The sequence below is a fragment of the Streptomyces sp. NPDC051018 genome (genome assembly GCF_044456085.1).
Lineage (GTDB): Bacteria > Actinomycetota > Actinomycetes > Streptomycetales > Streptomycetaceae > Streptomyces.
In genome coordinates, this window is record NZ_JBITFN010000002.1 from 426,800 (window position 1) to 445,880 (window position 19,081).

General features: G+C 71.4%; 14 protein-coding genes. 11 read left to right on the forward strand and 3 right to left on the reverse strand.

Annotation, left to right across the window (positions count from 1 at the left end; translation table 11 throughout):
- The first annotated feature begins 237 nt into the window (after positions 1 to 237).
- The 10 genes from ACIBCM_RS05575 to ACIBCM_RS05620 all read left to right on the forward strand — a co-directional run bounded on the left by ACIBCM_RS05575 (position 238) and on the right by ACIBCM_RS05620 (position 13,541).
- Positions 238 to 1,806: an ABC transporter substrate-binding protein gene (locus tag ACIBCM_RS05575; RefSeq protein WP_399240511.1), complete on the forward strand. Its 1,569-nt coding sequence runs from the start codon at positions 238 to 240 to the stop codon at positions 1,804 to 1,806.
- A 58-nt stretch (positions 1,807 to 1,864) separates the two neighbouring features.
- Positions 1,865 to 3,559: an amidohydrolase gene (locus tag ACIBCM_RS05580; RefSeq protein WP_399240513.1), complete on the forward strand. Its 1,695-nt coding sequence runs from the start codon at positions 1,865 to 1,867 to the stop codon at positions 3,557 to 3,559.
- The gene (locus tag ACIBCM_RS05585; protein ID WP_399240515.1) at positions 3,552 to 4,928 is read left to right on the forward strand and encodes an amidohydrolase family protein; all 1,377 of its coding nucleotides are present in this window, start codon (positions 3,552 to 3,554) and stop codon (positions 4,926 to 4,928) included. Before ACIBCM_RS05580 ends, ACIBCM_RS05585 begins: the two co-directional genes overlap by 8 nt.
- Positions 4,925 to 5,869 (forward strand): ABC transporter permease, encoded by a 945-nt coding sequence (locus tag ACIBCM_RS05590; protein ID WP_399240517.1) that lies wholly within the window; start codon positions 4,925 to 4,927, stop codon positions 5,867 to 5,869. Before ACIBCM_RS05585 ends, ACIBCM_RS05590 begins: the two co-directional genes overlap by 4 nt.
- The gene (locus ACIBCM_RS05595; protein WP_399240519.1) at positions 5,866 to 7,965 is read left to right on the forward strand and encodes an oligopeptide/dipeptide ABC transporter ATP-binding protein; all 2,100 of its coding nucleotides are present in this window, start codon (positions 5,866 to 5,868) and stop codon (positions 7,963 to 7,965) included. The genes ACIBCM_RS05590 and ACIBCM_RS05595 overlap by 4 nt, the downstream gene beginning before the upstream one ends.
- The gene (locus tag ACIBCM_RS05600; protein WP_399240521.1) at positions 7,962 to 8,843 is read left to right on the forward strand and encodes an ATP-binding cassette domain-containing protein; all 882 of its coding nucleotides are present in this window, start codon (positions 7,962 to 7,964) and stop codon (positions 8,841 to 8,843) included. The genes ACIBCM_RS05595 and ACIBCM_RS05600 overlap by 4 nt, the downstream gene beginning before the upstream one ends.
- A gap of 270 nt (positions 8,844 to 9,113) precedes the next feature.
- A complete protein-coding gene (locus tag ACIBCM_RS05605; protein ID WP_399240523.1) occupies positions 9,114 to 10,376 on the forward strand; it encodes a M24 family metallopeptidase in 1,263 nt (420 codons plus the stop codon).
- A gap of 13 nt (positions 10,377 to 10,389) precedes the next feature.
- The gene (locus tag ACIBCM_RS05610; protein WP_399240525.1) at positions 10,390 to 11,397 is read left to right on the forward strand and encodes a thiamine pyrophosphate-dependent dehydrogenase E1 component subunit alpha; all 1,008 of its coding nucleotides are present in this window, start codon (positions 10,390 to 10,392) and stop codon (positions 11,395 to 11,397) included.
- 177 nt (positions 11,398 to 11,574) lie between these two features.
- Entirely contained in the window at positions 11,575 to 12,561 is a 987-nt protein-coding gene (locus ACIBCM_RS05615; protein ID WP_399240527.1) for an alpha-ketoacid dehydrogenase subunit beta, read from the forward strand.
- 71 nt (positions 12,562 to 12,632) lie between these two features.
- Positions 12,633 to 13,541, forward strand: coding sequence for an NAD(P)-dependent oxidoreductase (locus ACIBCM_RS05620; RefSeq protein ID WP_399240529.1), 909 nt, complete (start codon positions 12,633 to 12,635; stop codon positions 13,539 to 13,541).
- An 808-nt stretch (positions 13,542 to 14,349) separates the two neighbouring features.
- Here ACIBCM_RS05620 and ACIBCM_RS05625 read toward each other — a convergent pair.
- Complete coding sequence (locus tag ACIBCM_RS05625; protein ID WP_399240531.1) at positions 14,350 to 15,804, reverse strand: NAD-dependent succinate-semialdehyde dehydrogenase; 1,455 nt, start codon at positions 15,802 to 15,804, stop codon at positions 14,350 to 14,352.
- Positions 15,805 to 15,942: 138 nt separating this feature from the next.
- Between ACIBCM_RS05625 and ACIBCM_RS05630 the strand changes: the two genes are divergently transcribed.
- Positions 15,943 to 17,019, forward strand: a complete 1,077-nt coding sequence (locus tag ACIBCM_RS05630; RefSeq protein WP_399240533.1) for a FadR/GntR family transcriptional regulator — start codon at positions 15,943 to 15,945, stop codon at positions 17,017 to 17,019.
- Between the two features lie 205 nt (positions 17,020 to 17,224).
- Here the strand turns inward: ACIBCM_RS05630 and ACIBCM_RS05635 are convergent, their stop codons facing one another.
- Positions 17,225 to 18,907 carry a glycosyltransferase gene (locus ACIBCM_RS05635; protein ID WP_399240535.1) on the reverse strand — a complete coding sequence of 561 codons (1,683 nt, stop codon included), beginning with the start codon at positions 18,905 to 18,907 and terminating at the stop codon, positions 17,225 to 17,227.
- On the reverse strand, positions 18,904 to 19,077 hold the full coding sequence (locus tag ACIBCM_RS05640) for a hypothetical protein (RefSeq protein ID WP_389264708.1): 174 nt from the start codon (positions 19,075 to 19,077) through the stop codon (positions 18,904 to 18,906). Before ACIBCM_RS05640 ends, ACIBCM_RS05635 begins: the two co-directional genes overlap by 4 nt.
- Positions 19,078 to 19,081: the final 4 nt, after the last annotated feature.

Consider the following 19,081-nt stretch of genomic DNA (forward strand, 5'->3'; position numbering starts at 1 on the left):
CATATGCGCTCGCCATATTGAACACTGTGCCTTCGATTTTGGCTACCCGCTGGACAGTTGTGCAGAGAGAAATAGGTGTCTATCCGGCTTTATCTGCACGCTTCCCTATGTCACAGGGGACTTTTCTTCAATCTTGTACGCAGCTCTTGACAGTTGCACTGCACATGCGTCCACTATAGCGCACACCGCATCACGGACCCACCCTCACGCAGTTCAGCAGCCCCTGGAGGTTTTGCTGTGACAGACATCGGATCGCCCTCTCCCCGGGGACGGGCCGGCAGACCCGGATCACCGTCGGCCCACCGGGCGGGCGGGGCGCTGCTCGCCGTCGCACTCACGGTCACCCTCGCCGCGTGCAGCGGCGGCGGGCCGTCCGGCCAGGGCTCCGGGAGCGGCGCCGGCACCACGCTCAAGGTGGGCACCAACCAGCAGTTCGACGACTGGGAGACCGTCACCAAACAGAACAGCACCTTCACTTCGCTGGTGTACGAGTCGCTGCTCAGCGTCGCCCCGGACGGCTTCACGCTCCGGCCGCAGCTGGCCACCGAGTGGAAGGAGACCCCGCTGCGGGTCGACTTCACCCTCCGCCGGGGAGTCGTCTTCCACGACGGCACGCCCTTCGACGCCGAGGCCGTGGTCACGAACCTGGAGCGGATCCAGAAGACTCCCAGCCAGTACCGGGGGCAGCTGGCCGCGGTCAAGAGCGTCACCGCCGTGGACCCGACCCATGTACGGATCGACCTCAAGCAGCCCGCACCCAGCCTGGTCACCAACCTCGCGCGCCTCGGGATGTACATGGTCTCCCCGAAGGCCCTCGCGGACGGTGACTGGAAGACCGAGGGCAGCGGCACCGGCCCCTGGAAGTACGACCCCAAGGCGTCCACCAAGGGGCTGCGCACGGTCGTCACCGCCTTCGACAAGTACTACGACAAGAAGTCGGTCGGGCCCTCCAGGGTCGAGATCACCCAGATCAACGACCCCGACAGCCTCTACAACGCCCTGCGGGCCGGCCAGCTCGACGTCGTCTGGACGACTCCTCCGCTCGCCGCCCGGGCGGACAAGGAGGGCCTGAAGTCCACCTGGTTCCCCTCCGTCCTGTGGCACCTCCAGATGTACGACACCCGGAACACCTTCAAGGACAAGAAGTTCCGGCAGGCCGTCTGCCACGCCATGAACCCGCAGGACTATGTGGACGCGGCCCTCGGCGGCAAGGGCAAGGTCCCCCTCCAGCGCTTCCCCGCGGGGCAGCCCGGCCACGACCCCGCGCTCCGGGGCTACCCCCACGACCTCGACAGGGCCCGGCAGCTGATGAAGGAACTGGGCGGCCCCCAGCGCAAGTTCACCCTGATCAGCTATGACACCCAGCGGACCATCGCCGAGCTGTTCCGCAGCCAGATGGCGGAGATCGGCGTCGAGGTCGAACTCCAGCTGCCCAACTTCCCGCAGTTCCTGAGCACCTATCAGAGCGGCAAGTACCCGGCCGCCATCCTCTCGGACGGCTCCCGCTCCGGCGCGTACGACTACTACATCCGCAAGTTCGCGCCCGACGCCCCGGGCAACCCGCTGAAGATCACCTACCCGTCGCTCGACGCCGCCGCCCGGGAGGGGCTGAACGCCACGGACCCCGCCGTACGCGAGGCGGCCTGGAAGAAGATGTCGGAGATCGTCAACGACGAGGCGCTCGACTGCGGCTACTTCGATTACACGGGCTTCTGGGCCTACAACCCCAAGAAGGTCGAGAACATCGTCTCCACCACCAACGACGTCGCGGTCTTCCGCTACAAGGACGCCCGGGTGAAGGGCTGATCCCGCCCTCCCCGCGTCCGCCAACCGCACCCCGTACCCCCGGATGGAGAACCCACCCATGAGCACATCCCTGCCCGCCGCCGCGATTCCCGATCTGGTCCTGCTGAACGGACGCGTGACCACCATGTCCGCCGACGCGCGGCACGCGGAGGCGGGGGCCCTCGCGATCACCGGAGAGCGGATCTCCGCCGTGGGGAGCAGCCGCGAGATCCAGGCCCTGGCGGGTCCCGGCACCACCGTGGTCGACCTGGAGGGACGACGGGTCGTCCCCGGCCTCATCGACTCCCACGTCCACATCGTGCGAGCGGGCCGCACCTGGCGCGACGAGGTCCGCTGGGAGGACGAGCAGACCCTGGAGACCGGTCTCGCCGCCATCGCGGCCCGCGCCGCCCGGCGCCCGGAGGGAAGCTGGATCAAGGTCATCGGCGGCTGGCACCCCGCGCAGTTCCCCGAGGGCCGGGGCCCGAGCCGGGAGGAACTGGACCGGGCCGCCCCCGACCACCCGGTCTATGTGCAGTTCCTCTACGACTGGGCCGTACTGAACACCGCCGCCATGCGCGAACTCGGCGTCGACCCGGCACTCGTCCGCGAACTGGGCGAACAGGGCTTCGACACCGCGTCCTTCGAGACCGGCCCCGGCGGAGAACTGACCGGCAAGGTCAACGGCACCCCGTTGATGGAGTGGTTCTACCGCCGGATGCCGAGCCCCACCTTCGAGGAGCAGGTCGCCTCCACCGCCGAGATGTCCCGTGAGCTCAACCGGCTCGGCATCACCGGAGCGATCGACGGCGGCGGCTTCAACAGCGGGCCCGACGCCTATCCCGCCGTCCACGAGACCTGGCGCCGGGGCCTGCTCACCGTGCGCGCCAGACTCGCCGTGCACGCCTCCCGCGCCGGCACCGAACTGGAGGAACTCGCCGGATACCAGCGCTTCACCCCGCTCGACATCGGCGACAGCATGCTGAGGGTCATCGGCGCCGGAGAGGTCATCCTCTACGGCACGGTCGACAAGATCGCCCACCCGGTGGAGATCGGCGACGAGGTGCGCGAGCAGTTCCGCCGGATCTTCGGCGACCTCGCCCGCAACCGCTGGACCGTGCACGCCCACGCCCACCAGCACGCCACCATCGACGCCATCCTCAGCGCCTGGGAGGAGGTCCACGCCGAACACGACATCAGCCCGCTGCGCTGGTCCCTCGTCCACGCCGAACCGCTCACGCCCACCGACGTCGACCGGATCGCCGCACTCGGCGCGGGAGTCCTCGCCCAGGGGCTCTACCGGTTCCAGGGCGAGGAGGCCATCACCGTATGGGGAGCCGACACCGTCGCCGAGGCACCGCCGCTGCGGAGCCTGATCGAGCGGAACATCCCCCTCGGCCTCGGCTCGGACGCCATGCGGGTCGCCTCGTACAACCCCTTCGCCACCCTCGCCTGGTTCCTCAACGGCCGTACCGTCCAGGGCAATACGACGCTCGCGCCCCACAACCTCCTCTCCCGTGAGGAGGCCCTGCGCGGCTACACCGCGTCCGGCGCCTGGTTCAGCTACGAGGAGGACGAGCGCGGACGGCTGGAACCCGGGCTCCTCGCCGATCTCGCCGTACTGAGCGAGGACTACTTCACCGTCGCCGAAGAGCGCATTCCCGGGATCGAATCCGTGCTCACCCTCGTGGGCGGACGTGTCGTCCACACCGCGAAGCCCTTCGACGGCCTGCCCGTCGCCACGCCCCGTCCGCAGGGAGCCAGCCGTGCCTGAGACCACCCGACTGATCGTCAAGAACGCCACCGTGCTCACCATGGACCCCGGCCTCGGGGACCTCGCCACCGGGGACATCCTGATCACCGGCGACCGGATCACGGCGGTCGGCACCGGACTGAGCGACCCGGGAGCCGAGGAGATCGACGCCCGGGGCATGATCGCCATCCCCGGACTGATCGACACCCATATGCACACCTGGCAGACCCCCCTCAAGGGACTGCACGCCGACGGCTGGACCTTCGACGACTACCAGTCCCGGGTGTTCTGTCTGCGCGAGCACTTCGGCGCCGACGACATCCACGACGCCACCCTGGCCGGCTCCATCCAGATGCTCGACGGCGGAGTGACCGGCGTCCTCGACTTCTGCCACAACGTGATGTCGCCCGAGCACGCCGAAGCCGGACTGCGCGCCCACCGGAGGACCGGCCAGCGGACCCTGTGGGCGTACGGGATGCTGGGCAGCTTCGGCGCCCCGCCCGAGGACCACGCCTGGCGGCTCGACCACATCCGCGCGCTGCGCGAGCAGACCGGGGACGACGGGCTGCTGCGGGTCGGCATGGCCCTGTCCTCCATCGAGTACGGCAGCCTGGACCGCACCGCGGCCGAGGTCGCGCTGGCCCGCGACCTCGGTATGCGGATGACCGTCCACCAGAACCCGGCCGGTCAGATCCGGGCCCTGCACCAGGCCGGACTGCTCGGCTCCGACATCCTGCCCGCACACGCCAACGCCGCCGACGACGGCGAGCTGGACCTGCTCGCGGCCTGCGGCGGCGGTATCTCCTTCACCCCGGAGGGAGAGTTCGGCGGCGGCCGTTCCATGACCGTCCTCAACCGCGCCCACCGCGCCGGAGTCCGCTCCAGCCTCGGCATCGACACCGTCTCCCGCGTCCCCATCGATCTCTTCGCGGCCATGCGGCTCACCTTCCTGCTGATGCGCAACGTGGACGCGGCCCAGGAACGCGAGGCCGGCCGCTACCCCCTGGAGCGGCGCGACGGCGTCCCGCTCGTCGAGCCCCGCCATATGCTGGAGTACGCCACCGTCCACGCGGCACACGCCCTCGGCCTCGGCGACGACCTCGGCACCCTCGCCCCCGGGCGGCTCGCCGACCTCGTCCTCGTCGACACCGAGCCCTACGGGGTCGCGCTCGGCGACCCGGCCGCGCACATCGTCCTCCAGAGCGGACCGCGCGATGTGGACACCGTCGTCGTCGGCGGAGCCGTCCGCAAACGGGACGGGAAGCTGACCGACCTCGATCCGGCCGACGCGGGCGCCGCCACCCGACGGGTCCGTGAGCGGATCTTCGCCGACGCGGCGGCCCACCGGACGGACGGCGCCGCGCCATCCGGACAGGTCGCGGGCACATGACGAAGTTCGTCCTCCAGCGGCTGCTCTCGGCCCTGCCCACCCTGCTCCTGGTGTCGGCGTTCGTCTTCACCCTGGTCCATCTGACGCCCACCGACCCGGTGGCCCAGATCCTCGGTGAGGGAGCGCCCGCCGCCGACAAGGACGCGCTGCGCGAACAGCTCGGCCTCAGCCGCCCCCTGCCGGAGCAGTACGCCGAATGGCTCGGCGGCGCGGTACGGGGAGACCTCGGCACCTCCCTGTACACCAGCGTTCCCGTCGCGGACTCCATCTCCTCCGGGATCGGCATCACCCTCTCCCTCGCCGTCGCCGGGATGGCCATCGCCCTGCTGGTGGGCGTGCCCCTCGGGGTGCTGGGCGCGCTGCGCCCGGGCAGTGCCGCCGACCGGCTGCTCACCACCGTGGTCGCCCTCGGCCTCGCCGTACCGAGCTTCTGGCTGGGGCTGCTCCTTGTGCTGGTGTTCGCGGTGAACCTCGGCTGGCTGCCCGTGGTCGGCTACACCCCGTTCACCGAGGACCCGGGGGCGTGGGCGCGGGGGATGATCCTGCCAGCGCTCGCGCTCGGCTCGCACACGGCCGCCGTCATCGCCCGGCAGACCCGGGGCGCGATGATCGACGCGCTGGACTCCCCGTACGTCCAGACACTGCTGGCGCGGGGCATCCGCCGGCGGAAGATCGTGCTGCGCTATGCCGTGAAGAACGCGCTGGTCCCGGTGCTCGCCGTGATCGCGATCCAGATGTCCGTCCTGGTCGCCGCCAGCTTCGTCATCGAACGGATCTTCGCGGTGCCCGGTCTCGGAACCATGCTCATCGACAGCGTCGTACGCGCCGACTACCCGGTGCTCCAGGGCTCCATCGTCCTGGTGGCGGTCATCGTCCTGCTGGTGAATCTGGCGGCCGATCTCCTGTACGGCGTGATCAACCCGAAGGTGAGGCCGCAGTGAACGACACACCACGCGGTGGGGCGCTCTCCCCGGAGCCCGGCCCGAACGGGGCCGCGGTACCGGCCGCGGCCCTCGATCCGGCCGGTGCCCTCGGTCCCGCGGGCGCCTCGTCCGGTCCGGCCCCTCAGCCGGAGGCCGCCGGAGCGACCGCGCACCCCGAACGCCCCGAGTATCCCGGGCATTCCGGACAGCCGGGTGGCGACGGGACGGACCCCGGTACCGCCGGACCCCCCGTCAGGGCCCGTACCCTGCGCCGTATGGCGGGCCGGCCGGTCACCCTGGTCTGCCTCGGCGTGCTGCTGCTCCAGCTCGTCCTCGCCCTGGCGGCGCCCTGGATCGCCCCGTACGACCCCGCCGCCCCCGATGTCGTCGACAAGCTCCAGGGCCCGAGCGCCGACCACTGGCTCGGCACCGACGACCTCGGACGGGACACCCTGTCCCGGCTGATCTACGGCACCCGCACCGCGCTCCTCGCCTCCGCGGAGAGCGTCGCCATCGGACTCGTCCTCGGCGTCGGCCTCGGTCTGTTCGTCGGCTACCGGGGCGGCTGGTGGGACCGGATCGGGATGCGTATCGCCGATGTGATGCAGTCCATCCCCGCCCTGCTGCTCGCCCTCGCCCTGGTCGCCGTCCTCGGCAACGGCCTCGGCAACGCGATGCTCGCGGTCGGACTGATCTTCGCCGTCAGCTTTATGCGGATCACCCGGGCCGTCGTGCTCGCCGAGCGCGAGAAGCTGTACGTGGACGCGGCACGGGTCCTCGGACTCCGGTCCTCCGGCATCATGCTCCGGCAGGTGCTGCCCAATGTCTCGCCGCCGCTCATCGTGCAGGCGTCGATCGCGCTCGGCACCGCGCTGCTCATCGAGGCGACCCTGAGCTTCCTCGGTGTCGGCATCGACTCCACCCAGGTCAGCTGGGGCGCGATGCTGGACGCTTCACGCCAGCATGTCGCCGACCACCCGCTGCTGGCCATCCTGCCCGGTGTGGCGATCACCCTCAGCGTGCTGGTGTTCAATCTGCTCGGCGACGGGCTGCGGGACGCCGGATCCCCCCGGTCCGGCGCGCGCACCCGGCCCCGTGCCCGGGCGGTCGCGGCCGCGCCCGCCGACGGCGGGCGGGCGTCCGCCCCCGAGGACGCCCTGCTGCGTGTCGACGGACTCACCGTCACCGACGCGGGCGGCGCAGAACTCGTCTCGGACGTGTCCTTCCACATCCGGCGCGGAGAGACGTTCGGGCTGGTGGGGGAGTCCGGCTGCGGCAAGTCCGTCACCGCCGCCGCGATCCTCGGTCTGCTGCCCGGCGGAGTCGGCATCCGGTCCGGCTCACTGAGGCTCGGGGACACCGAACTCGCCGGGCTCCGGGGCGAATCGCTCCGCCAGGTGCGCGGCCGGCGTATCGGCATGGTCTTCCAGGACCCGGGCTCGGCACTCTCCCCGGTCCACACGGTCGGCCGCCAGCTCACCGACGCCATCAGGGCGCACAGCGATCTGACCCGTGCCCAGGCCACCGAGCGCGCCGCCGAACTGCTCTCCCTCGTCGGTGTGCCGAACCCCCGGGAGCGGCTGCGCGACTATCCGCACCAGTTCTCCGGCGGGATGGCGCAGCGGGTCGTCATCGCGGGCGCCCTGGCCTGCGATCCCGAGCTGCTGATCGCCGACGAGCCCACCACCGCCCTCGACGTCACCATCCAGGCACAGGTCCTCGATCTGCTCGCCGATCTGCGGGAACGATTCTCCATGTCTCTGCTGCTGATCACCCACGATCTCGGGGTCGTCGCCGACAGCTGCGACCGGATCGCCGTGATGTACGCGGGCCAGATCGTCGAACAGCGTTCCGTGACGGACGCGTTCGCCGCGCCCGGGCATCCGTACACCGAGGCCCTGCTCGCGGCCGTACCGCACAGCGACACCGACGGGGAGCCGCTGGCCACCATTCCCGGACGGGTGCCGCCCGCGTGGGCATGGCCCGCCGGCTGCCGGTTCCATCCGCGCTGTCCCTACGCCACGGACCCGTGCCGCACCGGCGCGGTCCCGGTCGACTCCGGGGGCGTGCGCTGTGTACGCGCCCCGGAACTGGACCTGGCGGGTGCCCGGTGAACCGGCCGGCACGGGACGCGGCCCCGCTGCTGTCGGTGGAGAACCTCACCGTCCGCTATCAGCTGGGCCGCGGTCTGACCGGACGGGCCAGGACCCTCACCGCCGTGCGCGACGTCGGATTCACCATCGGCGGCGGCCGTACCCTCGGCCTGGTCGGCGAATCGGGCTCCGGGAAGAGCAGCATCGGACGGGCCGTCCTCAGACTCGCGCCCGTCACCGGGGGCCGGATCGTCTTCGACGGCCAGGACACCGCCGCCTTCGGCAGGCGTACCCCTCTCTCCTTCCACCGGGACGTACAGGTGGTCTTCCAGGACCCGATGTCGTCCCTCAACCCCCGGCAGACCATCGCCACCACGATCGCCCAGGCCGTTACCCGCCACCGGCGGCTCTCCGCCGCGGAACGGGACCGGGAGGTCCTCGGCGCGCTCGACCGGGTGGGGCTCTCCGGCTACCACCGCGACCGCTATCCGCACGAACTCTCCGGCGGGCAGCGCCAGCGCGTCGCGATCGCCCGCGCGCTCGCCCCCCGGCCCCGGCTGATCGTGTGCGACGAGCCCGTCAGCGCGCTCGATGTGAGCACTCAGAGCCAGGTCGTCAATCTGCTGATGGAGCTCCAGCGCGAGCTGGGCGTCAGCTATCTGTTCATCGCGCACGACCTGGAGATCGTGCGGCACATCAGCGATGAGATCGGTGTCCTCCACCACGGCCGGCTCGTCGAGTCGGGGCCCGCCGACCAGGTCTACCGCCATCCGTCGGACCCCTACACCAAGGCCCTGCTGGCCTCCACCCTGGTCGCCAATCCCGTCCGCCAGGCGGCGCGTACCGCGCGGCGGCGCGCATCCGCCGGCACCGGGATCGCGCCCGGCGGCGGTCTCTGATCCGGCGGCGGCTCCGGCCGTGACGGGCTCGCGCCCGCTCGCGGCCGTCACCGGCCCGTCCGCTGATACCGGTCGCCCGGGCGACGGCCCGGCCTTCGCCGGCCGGCCGGACCCGCACCGGTCCGCCTCTTTCCGCTCCCGGTCCGTCAGCGGGACCGGGACCGGGCGGCGATGGCGCGCCCTCCTCACCACCGTCCTCATCTCTGTCCCGACCCCCACACCACCCTTCCGACGTCCTCCCGAGTTCCCCTTCCGACACCGGAGTTCCTCATGAGCGGCATTCCCGCGACCCCCGCGCTCCCCATCGCGCCCGCCCACGGCCACGCACTCGTCGACTTCGAGGAGCGGGTCAACTTCGACCGGCTGCGCGCCTACCGCGTCTCCCGGATCCAGCAGGCGCTGGACGAGAGCGAGCTGGGCGCGGTGCTGGTCTTCGACAACAACAACATCCGCTATCTGACCGGGATCTCGATCGGCGAGTGGACCCGGGAGAAGCTGTCGCGGTACGCGATCTACACCCGTACCGGTGAGCTGATCCTGTGGGACTTCGGCTCGGCGGCCGTGCACAACCGTATGTACGCGCCGTGGATGAAGCCGGAGAACTGTCTGTCCTCCTGGACCACCATGCGGGGCGCGGTCCCGCCGGACGCCGGGCTGATGGCGCGGGCCGTGACCGAGATCAAGGGCCGGCTGGCCGACGCCGGGGTGGGCGGTCTGCCCATCGGCGTGGACATCCTGGATCTGCCGCTGCACACGGAGCTGACCCGGCAGGGCGTCGAGGTCCGCGACGGACAGCAGGTGATGCTGGACGCCCGCCAGATCAAGAACCGTGACGAGATCACCCTGTTGTCGATGGCCGCCGCGATGGTGGACGGCGTCTACCACGACATCACCGAGGCCCTGAAGCCCGGCGTCCGTGAGAACGAAATCGTGGCCCTGGCCAACAAGCGGCTCTACGAGATGGGTTCGGACGACGTCGAGTCCATCAACGCGGTCTCCGGCGAGCGCTGCAACCCCCATCCGCACAACTTCTCCGACCGCATCATCCGCCCGGGCGACCAGGCGTTCTTCGACATCATGCACTCGTACAACGGCTATCGGACGTGCTACTACCGCACCTTCAACGTGGGCCGGGCCACCACCGTGCAGCGTGACGCCTATGTACGGGCCCGGGAGTGGATGGACATCGCGATCGACGCGATCAAGCCCGGTGTCTCCACCGCCGACGTGGCCCGGCTCTGGCCGACAGCCGAGGAGATCGGGGTGGAGGACGAGAAGACCGCGTTCGGGCTGCTGTTCGGGCACGGGCTGGGGCTCGCCCTGCACGAGCGGCCGATCATCAGCCGGCTCACCTCCCTGGAGAGCCCGATGCAGATCGAGGAGGGCATGGTCTTCGCCCTGGAGACCTACTGCCCGGCCACCGACGGTGTCTCCGCCGCCCGGATCGAGGAGGAGGTCGTGGTCACCGCCTCCGGCGTCGAGGTGCTGACCCGGTTCCCCGCCGACGAGCTGTTCATCGCCAACCAGTACTGAGCGGGAGACCGTCATGACCCTCGATACAGCACTCCCCGGTGAGGTGTCCGAGCAGACCGCCCTCGGCCTCTACCGGACCATGAGCACCGCCCGGAAGTTCGAGAAGCGGGCGTACGACCTGTTTCTGAAGAACCTGGTCAAGGGCACCACCCATCTCGGCATCGGCCAGGAGGCCATCGCCGCCGGGGTGGCCGCCGCGATGCGCGAGGACGACTACTCGTTCATCACCTACCGGGGCCACAACCATCTGATCGCCCGGGGCACACCGCTCGCTCCGCTGATGGCCGAACTCCTCGGCCGTGACAACGGCCTGATGCACGGCAAGGGCGGCTCGATGCATCTGATCGACGCCGAGCGCGGAATCCTCGGCTCGTACGCGATCATCGGCGCCCAGCTCGTCATCGCCAACGGAGCCGCCTGGTCGGCGCAGTACCGGGGCAGCGGGCAGGTCACGGTCTGCTTCTTCGGCGACGGGGCCACCAATATCGGCGCCTTCCACGAGGCGCTGAACTTCGCGGTGGTCTGGAAACTGCCGGTCGTGTTCGTCTGCGAGAACAACCTGTACATGGAGTACACGCGGATCGACAGCGTCACCGCGGTCGACAACCCGGCGGCCGACCGGGCGGGGGCGTACGGACTGCCGTCCGTCGTCATCGACGGCAATGACGCCGACGAGGTCCATCTGACCGCAGCGGAGGCGATCGCCACCGCCCGCGCCGGTGGCGGGCCCTCCCTGATCGAGGCGGTCACCTACCGGCACGGCGGACACTCGCGGGCCGATCCGGCGAAGTACCGCGACCCCGGTGAGGTCCGGGCCTGGATGGAGAAGGACCCGCTGGTCACCTATCGGGCCCGGCTGAACGCGCGGGGGATCGGCGACGACGTGCTGGACGGGATCGACGCCTCGATCGCGGCCCGGATCGACGCGGCGACCGAGGAGGCGATGGCGGGCGACTGGCCGCACGCCTCACGGCTGTTCACCAACGTCTGGAGCGACGGTGGCCATGCCTGGCGCAACTGACACGACGCCCGGCGCCACCGGCACACCGGGCGCACACCCCGGGCGACGAACGGACCGTACGGAACGAGCGGACCGTACGGAACGAGCGGACCGTACGCGACGACCGGACGGTTCGCGACGACCGGGCCGCCCGGCAGGAACGCAACGTACGGCAGGAACGGAAAGGGGGAGGCACCGATGAGCGTGCTGACCTATCGCAAGGCAGTCGCCCACGGCATCGCCCAGGAGATGCGCCGTGACCCGCGCGTGGTCTTCCTCGGTGAGGACGTCGCCGCGGCCGGCGGGGTGTTCAAGACGACCGCGGGCCTGCTGGAGGAGTTCGGCCCCCGGCGGGTGCGGGACACCCCCATCAGCGAACAGGCCATCCTCGGTGCGGCGATGGGCGCCGCGATGACCGGGCTGCGGCCCATCGCGGAGATCATGTACAGCGACTTCTTCGCGGTCTGCTGGGACCTGGTCGCCAATGAGATCCCCAAGAGCCGCTATATGTCCGACGGGCAGGTCTCCTTCCCGCTGGTCGTCCAGTGCGGCAACGGAGCGGGTCTGCGCTTCGGTGCCCAGCACTCCCAGTCCGTCGAGAACTGGGCGATGGCGATCCCCGGACTCAAGGTCGTCGCCCCGGCGACCGCCCGCGATGTGGTGGGGCTGATGGCGGCGGCCGTGCGGGACGACGACCCGGTCATCTTCTTCAATCACAAGGCGCTCTACTCCTCGAAGGAGGAGATCCCCGATCTGGACGGGGAGATCGTGGAGGAGCTGGGGCGTGCCGTGGTGCGCCGCCACGGTGACGACGCCACCCTCGTGGCCCTGGCCGCGATGGTGCCCCGGGCGCTCGCCGCCGCCGAGCGGCTGAGTGCCGAGCGGGGCATCGAGTGCACGGTCGTCGACGTCCGCAGTCTGGTACCGCTGGACACGGCGACGATCCTGGCGCAGACCGCCCGTACGGGACGGCTGTTCACGGTCGAGGAGAATCCCCGGCTCTGCGGCTGGGGGGCGGAGATCGTCTCCATCGCCACCGAGGAGTGCTGGGGCGCGCTGACCGGCGCCCCGGTACGGATCACCACACCCCACATCCCGCTGCCGTCGGCGGATTCGCTGGAGGACCTGGCGATCCCCTCGGTGGACCGGATCGCGGACACGGTCGCCATCACACTGGACAAATAGGCCATAGCCGACAGTTTTGGCTATGTTCCCCACACTTCAGCAGTCACGGAAAGAACGAGAGGGTACGGACGATGAGTGCAACCCGCGGTGAGCGGATCGGCTGGCTCGGCACCGGGCGCATGGGCGCCGTGATGGCCACGAGCCTGCTGGCAGGCGGCGCCGATGTATCGGTGTGGAACCGTACGGCGTCCAAGACCGGCCCGCTGGTGGAGCGCGGCGCCAGGGCCGTGGAGGCGATCGGGGACCTGACGGGAGCGGACATCGTCTTTGTGATGGTCTCGGCGAGCGACGACCTGATCGCGGTGACGAAGGGCGAGGGCGGGCTCCTCTCGGGCGAGCGGCTCCCCGGGGTGATCGTGGACTGCTCGACCGTGTCGGCGGAGGCGTCCGCGGAGGTACGGGCGGCGGCGGAGGCGGCCGGGGTGGCGTTCCTGGCGGCGCCCATCAGCGGCAATCCGCATATGGTCGCCGACCGGAAGGGGGCCATCGTGGCCTCCGGGCCCCGGGAGACGTACGACCGGGTCGTGCCGTATCTGGAGCTGATCGCGCCTGTCGTGGTGCACGCCGGACCGGGTGAACAGAGCCGGCTGGTGAAGATCTGCCACAACCTGATGCTCGGCATGATCACGCAGGCGCTGGTGGAGGTCACCGCGCTGGCCGAGAAGGGCGGGGTCCCGCGCGCCGCGTTCATCGACTTCATCAATGGATCGGTGCTCGGCTCCATCTTCATCGGCCACAAGGGCCGTGCCCTGGTGGAACGCGACTACACCCCCACCTTCAACAACAAGATGCTGCGCAAGGACTTCGACCTGGGGCTGGGCGCGTCCCGGGAGCTGGAGGTGCCGATGCCCGTGAGCGCCGTCGTCCACCAGCTCATCCAGACGGCGATCGGCCATGGGTTCGCGGAGGACGACTACGCGGCGCTGTACGAGGTCGAGGCCCGGGCCGCCGGGATGCGGGGCGGGACCGACTCCGCCTGACACGGGCCGCGGGTCCCGGGGTCGCCCATCGAGCCGCCTCCGCCCGGGTGTTGTTCCGGGGCGTGCCCGCCTCGGAACGGCCCGGGCAGGCAGGTGTTGTGCCGTCGCCTCCGCTGCCGCCCGGTGGCCCGGCCGCCGGGTGTGTCCCGCCACGGTGTGGCCTCCGGCCGGATGTTGTTTCCGGGCCGTGCCTCGCCCCACCGGGTGGCTCACGGGCGGGTGTTGTTCCCGGTCCGGTGCCGTCGCCGGGTGTGGTGTCGCCGGGGGCGGCCGGACCTCCGGGACCGCCCGGCGGGCCGCCCCGGGCCTGTGCCGCCTCCGGGCAGGCCCGCCACCGGGTCGCCCCCGTCACCGGCCTGGCCGGGTGCGGGGCCGGCCCTCCGTATGCGCCGCCGTGTGCGTGCCACCGCTCCCTGTCCTGCGCGGTGCGCACACGGCGGCTTCCGGGCTGTCCCGGGCTGTCCCGGGCTGTCCCGGGCTGTCCCGGGAGAGGCCGGGCTCTCCCCGGCGGGTGCGGGGCCCTCGGCGGGGGCATCGCCGCTGCGGCAGGACCGGCCGGATCCCCCAGGGTGGGCCGGTGCCTCGTCGGCGAGACCCGGTCGAAGTGCACGGGGACGCGGTCGGTGTGTGTCTTGTGCCGAGCAGGCTGACGCAGCGCCACTTTCCGGAAGCCGGCAGCCCGGTGGCTCCGCGACACGATGGTGGCGTACGCGATTCACCCCCGGCCGGGTGTTCCGGCGGGCCCGTGGACCGGGTGCCCGGGGAACACCCCCCGGGCCGGTGGGCCCGGCCCGGGGGACGGGCCGGATCACCAGCCGGTGGCGATGTACTTCGTCTCGGTGTACTCCAGGACGCCCTCGTGACCGCCCTCCCGCCCGAGTCCGCTCTGCTTGACCCCGCCGAAGGGCGCGGCCGGGTCGGAGACGAGGCCCCGGTTCAGTCCGACCATGCCGGATTCCAGCTCTCCGGCCAGGGCGAGGCCCCGCCGCAGATCGCGGGTGTAGAGATACGACACCAGCCCGTACTCGGTGGCGTTGGCGAGCCGGACGGCCTCACTCTCGTCCCGGAACCCGACCACGGGTGCCACCGGCCCGAAGATCTCCTCGGAGAGCAGGGCGGAGTCCGGGGCGACCCGGTCGAGAACGGTCGGGGGGTAGTAGTGGCCCGCGCGGTCCGGGATCCGGCCGCCCGTCCGCACCCGGGCCCCGCGGTCCACCGCGTCCCGGACGAGTTCGTCCACCTTCGCCCGGGCGGCGGCGTTCACCAGCGGGCCCACCTCGGTGCCCTCGTCGAGACCCGGGCCCATCCGCAGTGCGCCCATGGCCTCGGCGAGGCGGGACGCGAACTCCTCGGCGACGGACTCGTGCACATAGAAACGGTTGGCCGCGGTGCACGCCTCGCCGCCGTTGCGCATCTTGGCGAGCATCGCGCCCCGGACGGCGTCGTCGAGGTCGGCGTCCGCCAGCACCAGGAAGGGGGCGTTGCCGCCGAGTTCCATGGAGGTGCTCAGAACCCGGTCGGCGGCACCGTGCAGCAGCCGTCTGCCGACCTCGGTGGAGCCGGTGAAGGACAGTTTCCGGACGGCCGGCTGGTCGAGCATGGCGGTGACGACGGCTCCGGAGCGGTCGGCCGGCAGTACGTTGACCACACCCGCGGGCGCCCCCGCCTCCGCCAGCAGGGCGCCGGTCGCGAGGGCGGTCAGCGGGGTGTCGCTGGCGGGCTTCAGCACGACGGAACAGCCCGCGGCCAGAGCGGGGCCGATCTTGCGGGTGGCCATGGCGGCCGGGTAGTTCCAGGGGGTGATCAGTACGGCGACCCCGATGGGGGCGCGGTCGACCAGGATCCGGTAGCCCCCGGCCGGAGCGTGCTGGACGGTGCCCGCGAGGCGTACCGCCTCCTCCGAGTACCAGCGGAAGAACTCGGCGGCGTAGGCGACTTCTGCCCGCGCGTCGGCCAGGGCCTTGCCGTTCTCCGCGGTGATGAGGGTCGCGAAGTACTCGGCGCGCTCGGTCATCAGTTCATAGGCGCGCCGGAGCACGGCCGAGCGCTCCCGGGCGGGGGTGGCGGCCCAGCCGGGCAGGGCCCGGGCCGCGGCCGACACGGCGTCCACGGCGTCGTTCTCGGCGGCGGAGGCGACGGATGCCAGGGGCTCCGTGGTCGCGGGGTCGTGGACGTCGATACGGCGGCCGTCGGAGGCCGGCCGCCACTCACCGCCGATGAGGAGTTCGGTGGGGCATCGGCCGAGGGCGTCGCGCAGTTTCATGATGATCGCTCCTGAGGGTAAATTGGCTAAGCCAATTAGCCAATATTAGAGGGAGTCGACCGTGCGGTCCATGGCCGGACCGTGCCCGGCCGTCCTGTGGCACAGTGGCCTGGCCACCGGCCGGGGAAAGAGGCAGCCATGACCGACACCGAGGAGAGCGGGCCGTACGGCCGTACGGCACAAGGCGCTTCGGCGGCACAAGGCCCTTCGGGGGCGCGGAGGGCGGGACGGTCCCCGGGCGCGGGAACGCGTGCCGGCGCGCGGCGGACGCCGGTCGCACCGGGGACGGGCGGCCGGGAGGCGGACGGCGGCGAACGCGCGGTGGGCGCCGGGGAGCCGGGCGGCGCCGGGCGGATGGCCGGGGACCCGGGGGAGACGGGAGGCACACTCGCCGCGGAGCTGCGGCCCGTGCGACCGCTCACCGTCAGCAGGCTCCCGGACCGTGTCGCCGACCAGATCCGCGAGTTCATCGTCGCCGAGGATCTCGCCGAGAACACCCGGCTGCCGGCCGAGCGGGACCTCGCCGCCCGTTTCGGCACCAGCCGGCCCACCGTCAGCCAGGCCCTGCGCACGCTCTCGCTGATGGGGCTGGTCGAGATCCGCCCCGGCTCGGGCGCCTATGTCGTCCACCGTCCGGACCGGGCGATGACCGCCACCGTCGAGCTGATGCTGGACCTCGACAGGGACTCCGTACCGCATCTGGCGCGGCTGCGGCTGTGGCTGGAGACGGTCGCGGTGCGGGAGGCGGTACGGGCCGTACGGGAGAACCCGCCCGCCGCCGGATCCGCCACGCGCCCCGGCACGGGATCAGGAGCGGACAGGGGCTCCGGGGCCGGTGCGGGTACGGACTTTCCCGCCGGGGCCAGGTTCGCAGATGTCCACCACGCTTTCGACCGGCTGCGGGAGAGCACCGGGAACGTCTCTGCCTGGATCGCCGCCGACACCGTCTTCCACGCGGCGATCGTGCGCCGCTCGGGCAACCCGTTCCTGACCTCGATCTACGAGTCCGTGCACACGGCCGTCATCCGCTACGAGTACGAACCGTGGATCCGCTCGCAGAGCATGCCGCCCTGGCTGGCCCCCGGAGAGGCCGAGCGGCTGCTCGCGGTCCATGAACCGATCAGGGACGCCGTCGAGGCGGGTGACGAGGGCGCCGCGCTGGAGGCGGTCCGCCGCCATCACGCGGTCATGATGGCCAACCTGGAGACCCGCTGACGGACGGCGGGCACCACCGGCGGCGGGACGCGCGTCACCGGGCGGGGCCGCGTCCGTCCGTGGCCTCGGGTCCCGACAGCGGGCCCGCGCACGCCGTGATGAGCCGGCCCGGGGGGACGGACGGGCACGACGCGGCCCCCGGCAGCTGTCCGGTCAGCTGCCGGGGGCCGGCCTCCGCGTCACCTCGGCGCGTGGCCGGAACGGCTCACCGGGTGCTCGCCCTGCGGACGGGGAGCTCCAGGGTGTTCCCGGTGACGGGATCGAGGAGCTTGAGGGGAGCGGTCGCGTAGTCGTCCGGGTAGCCCGCGGGCCGCTGGTACTCGTCCGGCACCTGGTGGCCGTCCGGCCGGGGATACCCGTACGGCTCCTGGTACCCGTTCCGCCCGGGATGGGGATGCCCGTACGGCTGGTACTCGCGCGGCTCCGGGAACCCGCCCGGCCCGTACTCGTTCGAGCCCTCGTACGGGCCGGGTCCCAGGGGTGCCTCCTCGGGGAAGGGAGGCACCTCGGCCGCGGGCGTACTGCCTCCGCCGCCGTCGAGCGAGACCTCCGCGCCGCCCTGCCGGGTGCCCCAGCCCGTGTTGGAGCAGGTGGCGGCCCCGTACCAGCGCATAAAGCGCAGGACGGTCCAGGCGAACAGCACACCCAGCGGCATGAGCAGCCAGGTCACGAGCCGGGAGCGGATGCGCTCGTCGGAGCGGATGATGCTCAGATACCGCAGGCCCTGCGCCCAGCCGATGAGGAAGGGGAGCAGGAGGAACGAGGCGTCCGGGGTGTTCCCGTACTTCAGCGGCTCCACCGCCAGCAGCCACACCAGGACCGAGGTCGACAGGGCGACCTGGAACCAGCGCAGCAGATGAATCCAGTAGGCCACGCTGTCGAGCGGCAGATACCGCATGCGCCACAGCGAGCGGATGGTCGATCCGCGCATCCAGCGCAGATACATGCGGCACAGATGACCGAACTTCTCCGGCATCGCCGAGAAGACCACGGCGGTCGGCTGCTGGACGGTCTTGCCGCGCAGCAGCGCGTACAGGGTGAGGAGGCTGTCGTCGGACAGGTGAACGGGCTTGCCCCGGAACGTCTCGCCGAGATACGCGTCGAGGTTGTCGCGGATCACGGCCGCCCGATAGGCGGCCAGCGGACCGGAGTTGACCAGCACGGCACCCACCGTGGACAGCGCCGACCGGTCGACGAGCTGACCGGTCAGCAGCCAGAGGTCGGTGATCCGCGACAGCAGATTGACCCGGTGGTTGGTGGCCAGGACGATCCCCGCCACCGACTGGACCGACTTCCGGCCGAACGGCAGCATTACCTGCTCGATCGCGTTGGGCGCCAGACAGCTGTCGCTGTCGAGCGTCACATAGAAGTCGGCCTCGGGACTGGCCCGGACCCCGTGACCCTGGGCCTGGCGCTTGCCGCCGTTGGGGACACGCTGCCAGGTCGTCCGGATGCCGGCCGCCCGGGCGGCCCCGAGCCACCATGCCCGGACGGACGCGTAGTCGGTGCTCGTCGACCCGTCGTCGACGATGTGCACGCTGTCCGGGAGCCTCGTCTGGTCCAGCAGGGACTGGAGCCCCATGCGGAGGTAGCCCTCGTCCTCGTTGTACGCCGGAACCAGGACGGCGACGTGTTTGCCGGCCAGCAGGCGCCCGACACGCGGAGTCGCTCGGTAGGGCCGGTCGAAGTGGTACATCACGGTCTGGGCCATCAGAAGAACGAAGGTGACGGCCCACACCACACCCAGCCGGCCACGGGTGGCGTCGCCGTAGTGGGTGGCGGCGATGGCGTGCTGCGCGGCCCAGGCGGCGGCCGCGGTGAGCGCGATGCCCCCGACAAGAACCGTGCCGGAATGGTGCGGATGTGCCGCCAGGGCCTTGGTACTCATCGCTGGTCGGCGGTGCGGTCGCGGCGGAAGCTGAAGCGGATCAGGACGGCGCCTGCGCAGACGACGAGGGCGGCTATGCCGAGGAGCCACCAGCCGGTGATGACTGTCCCGCCGACGATGATGGCGCCGGCGGCCGAACCGGTACGGGCGAGCTGTCCATTCTCGGACATGTGT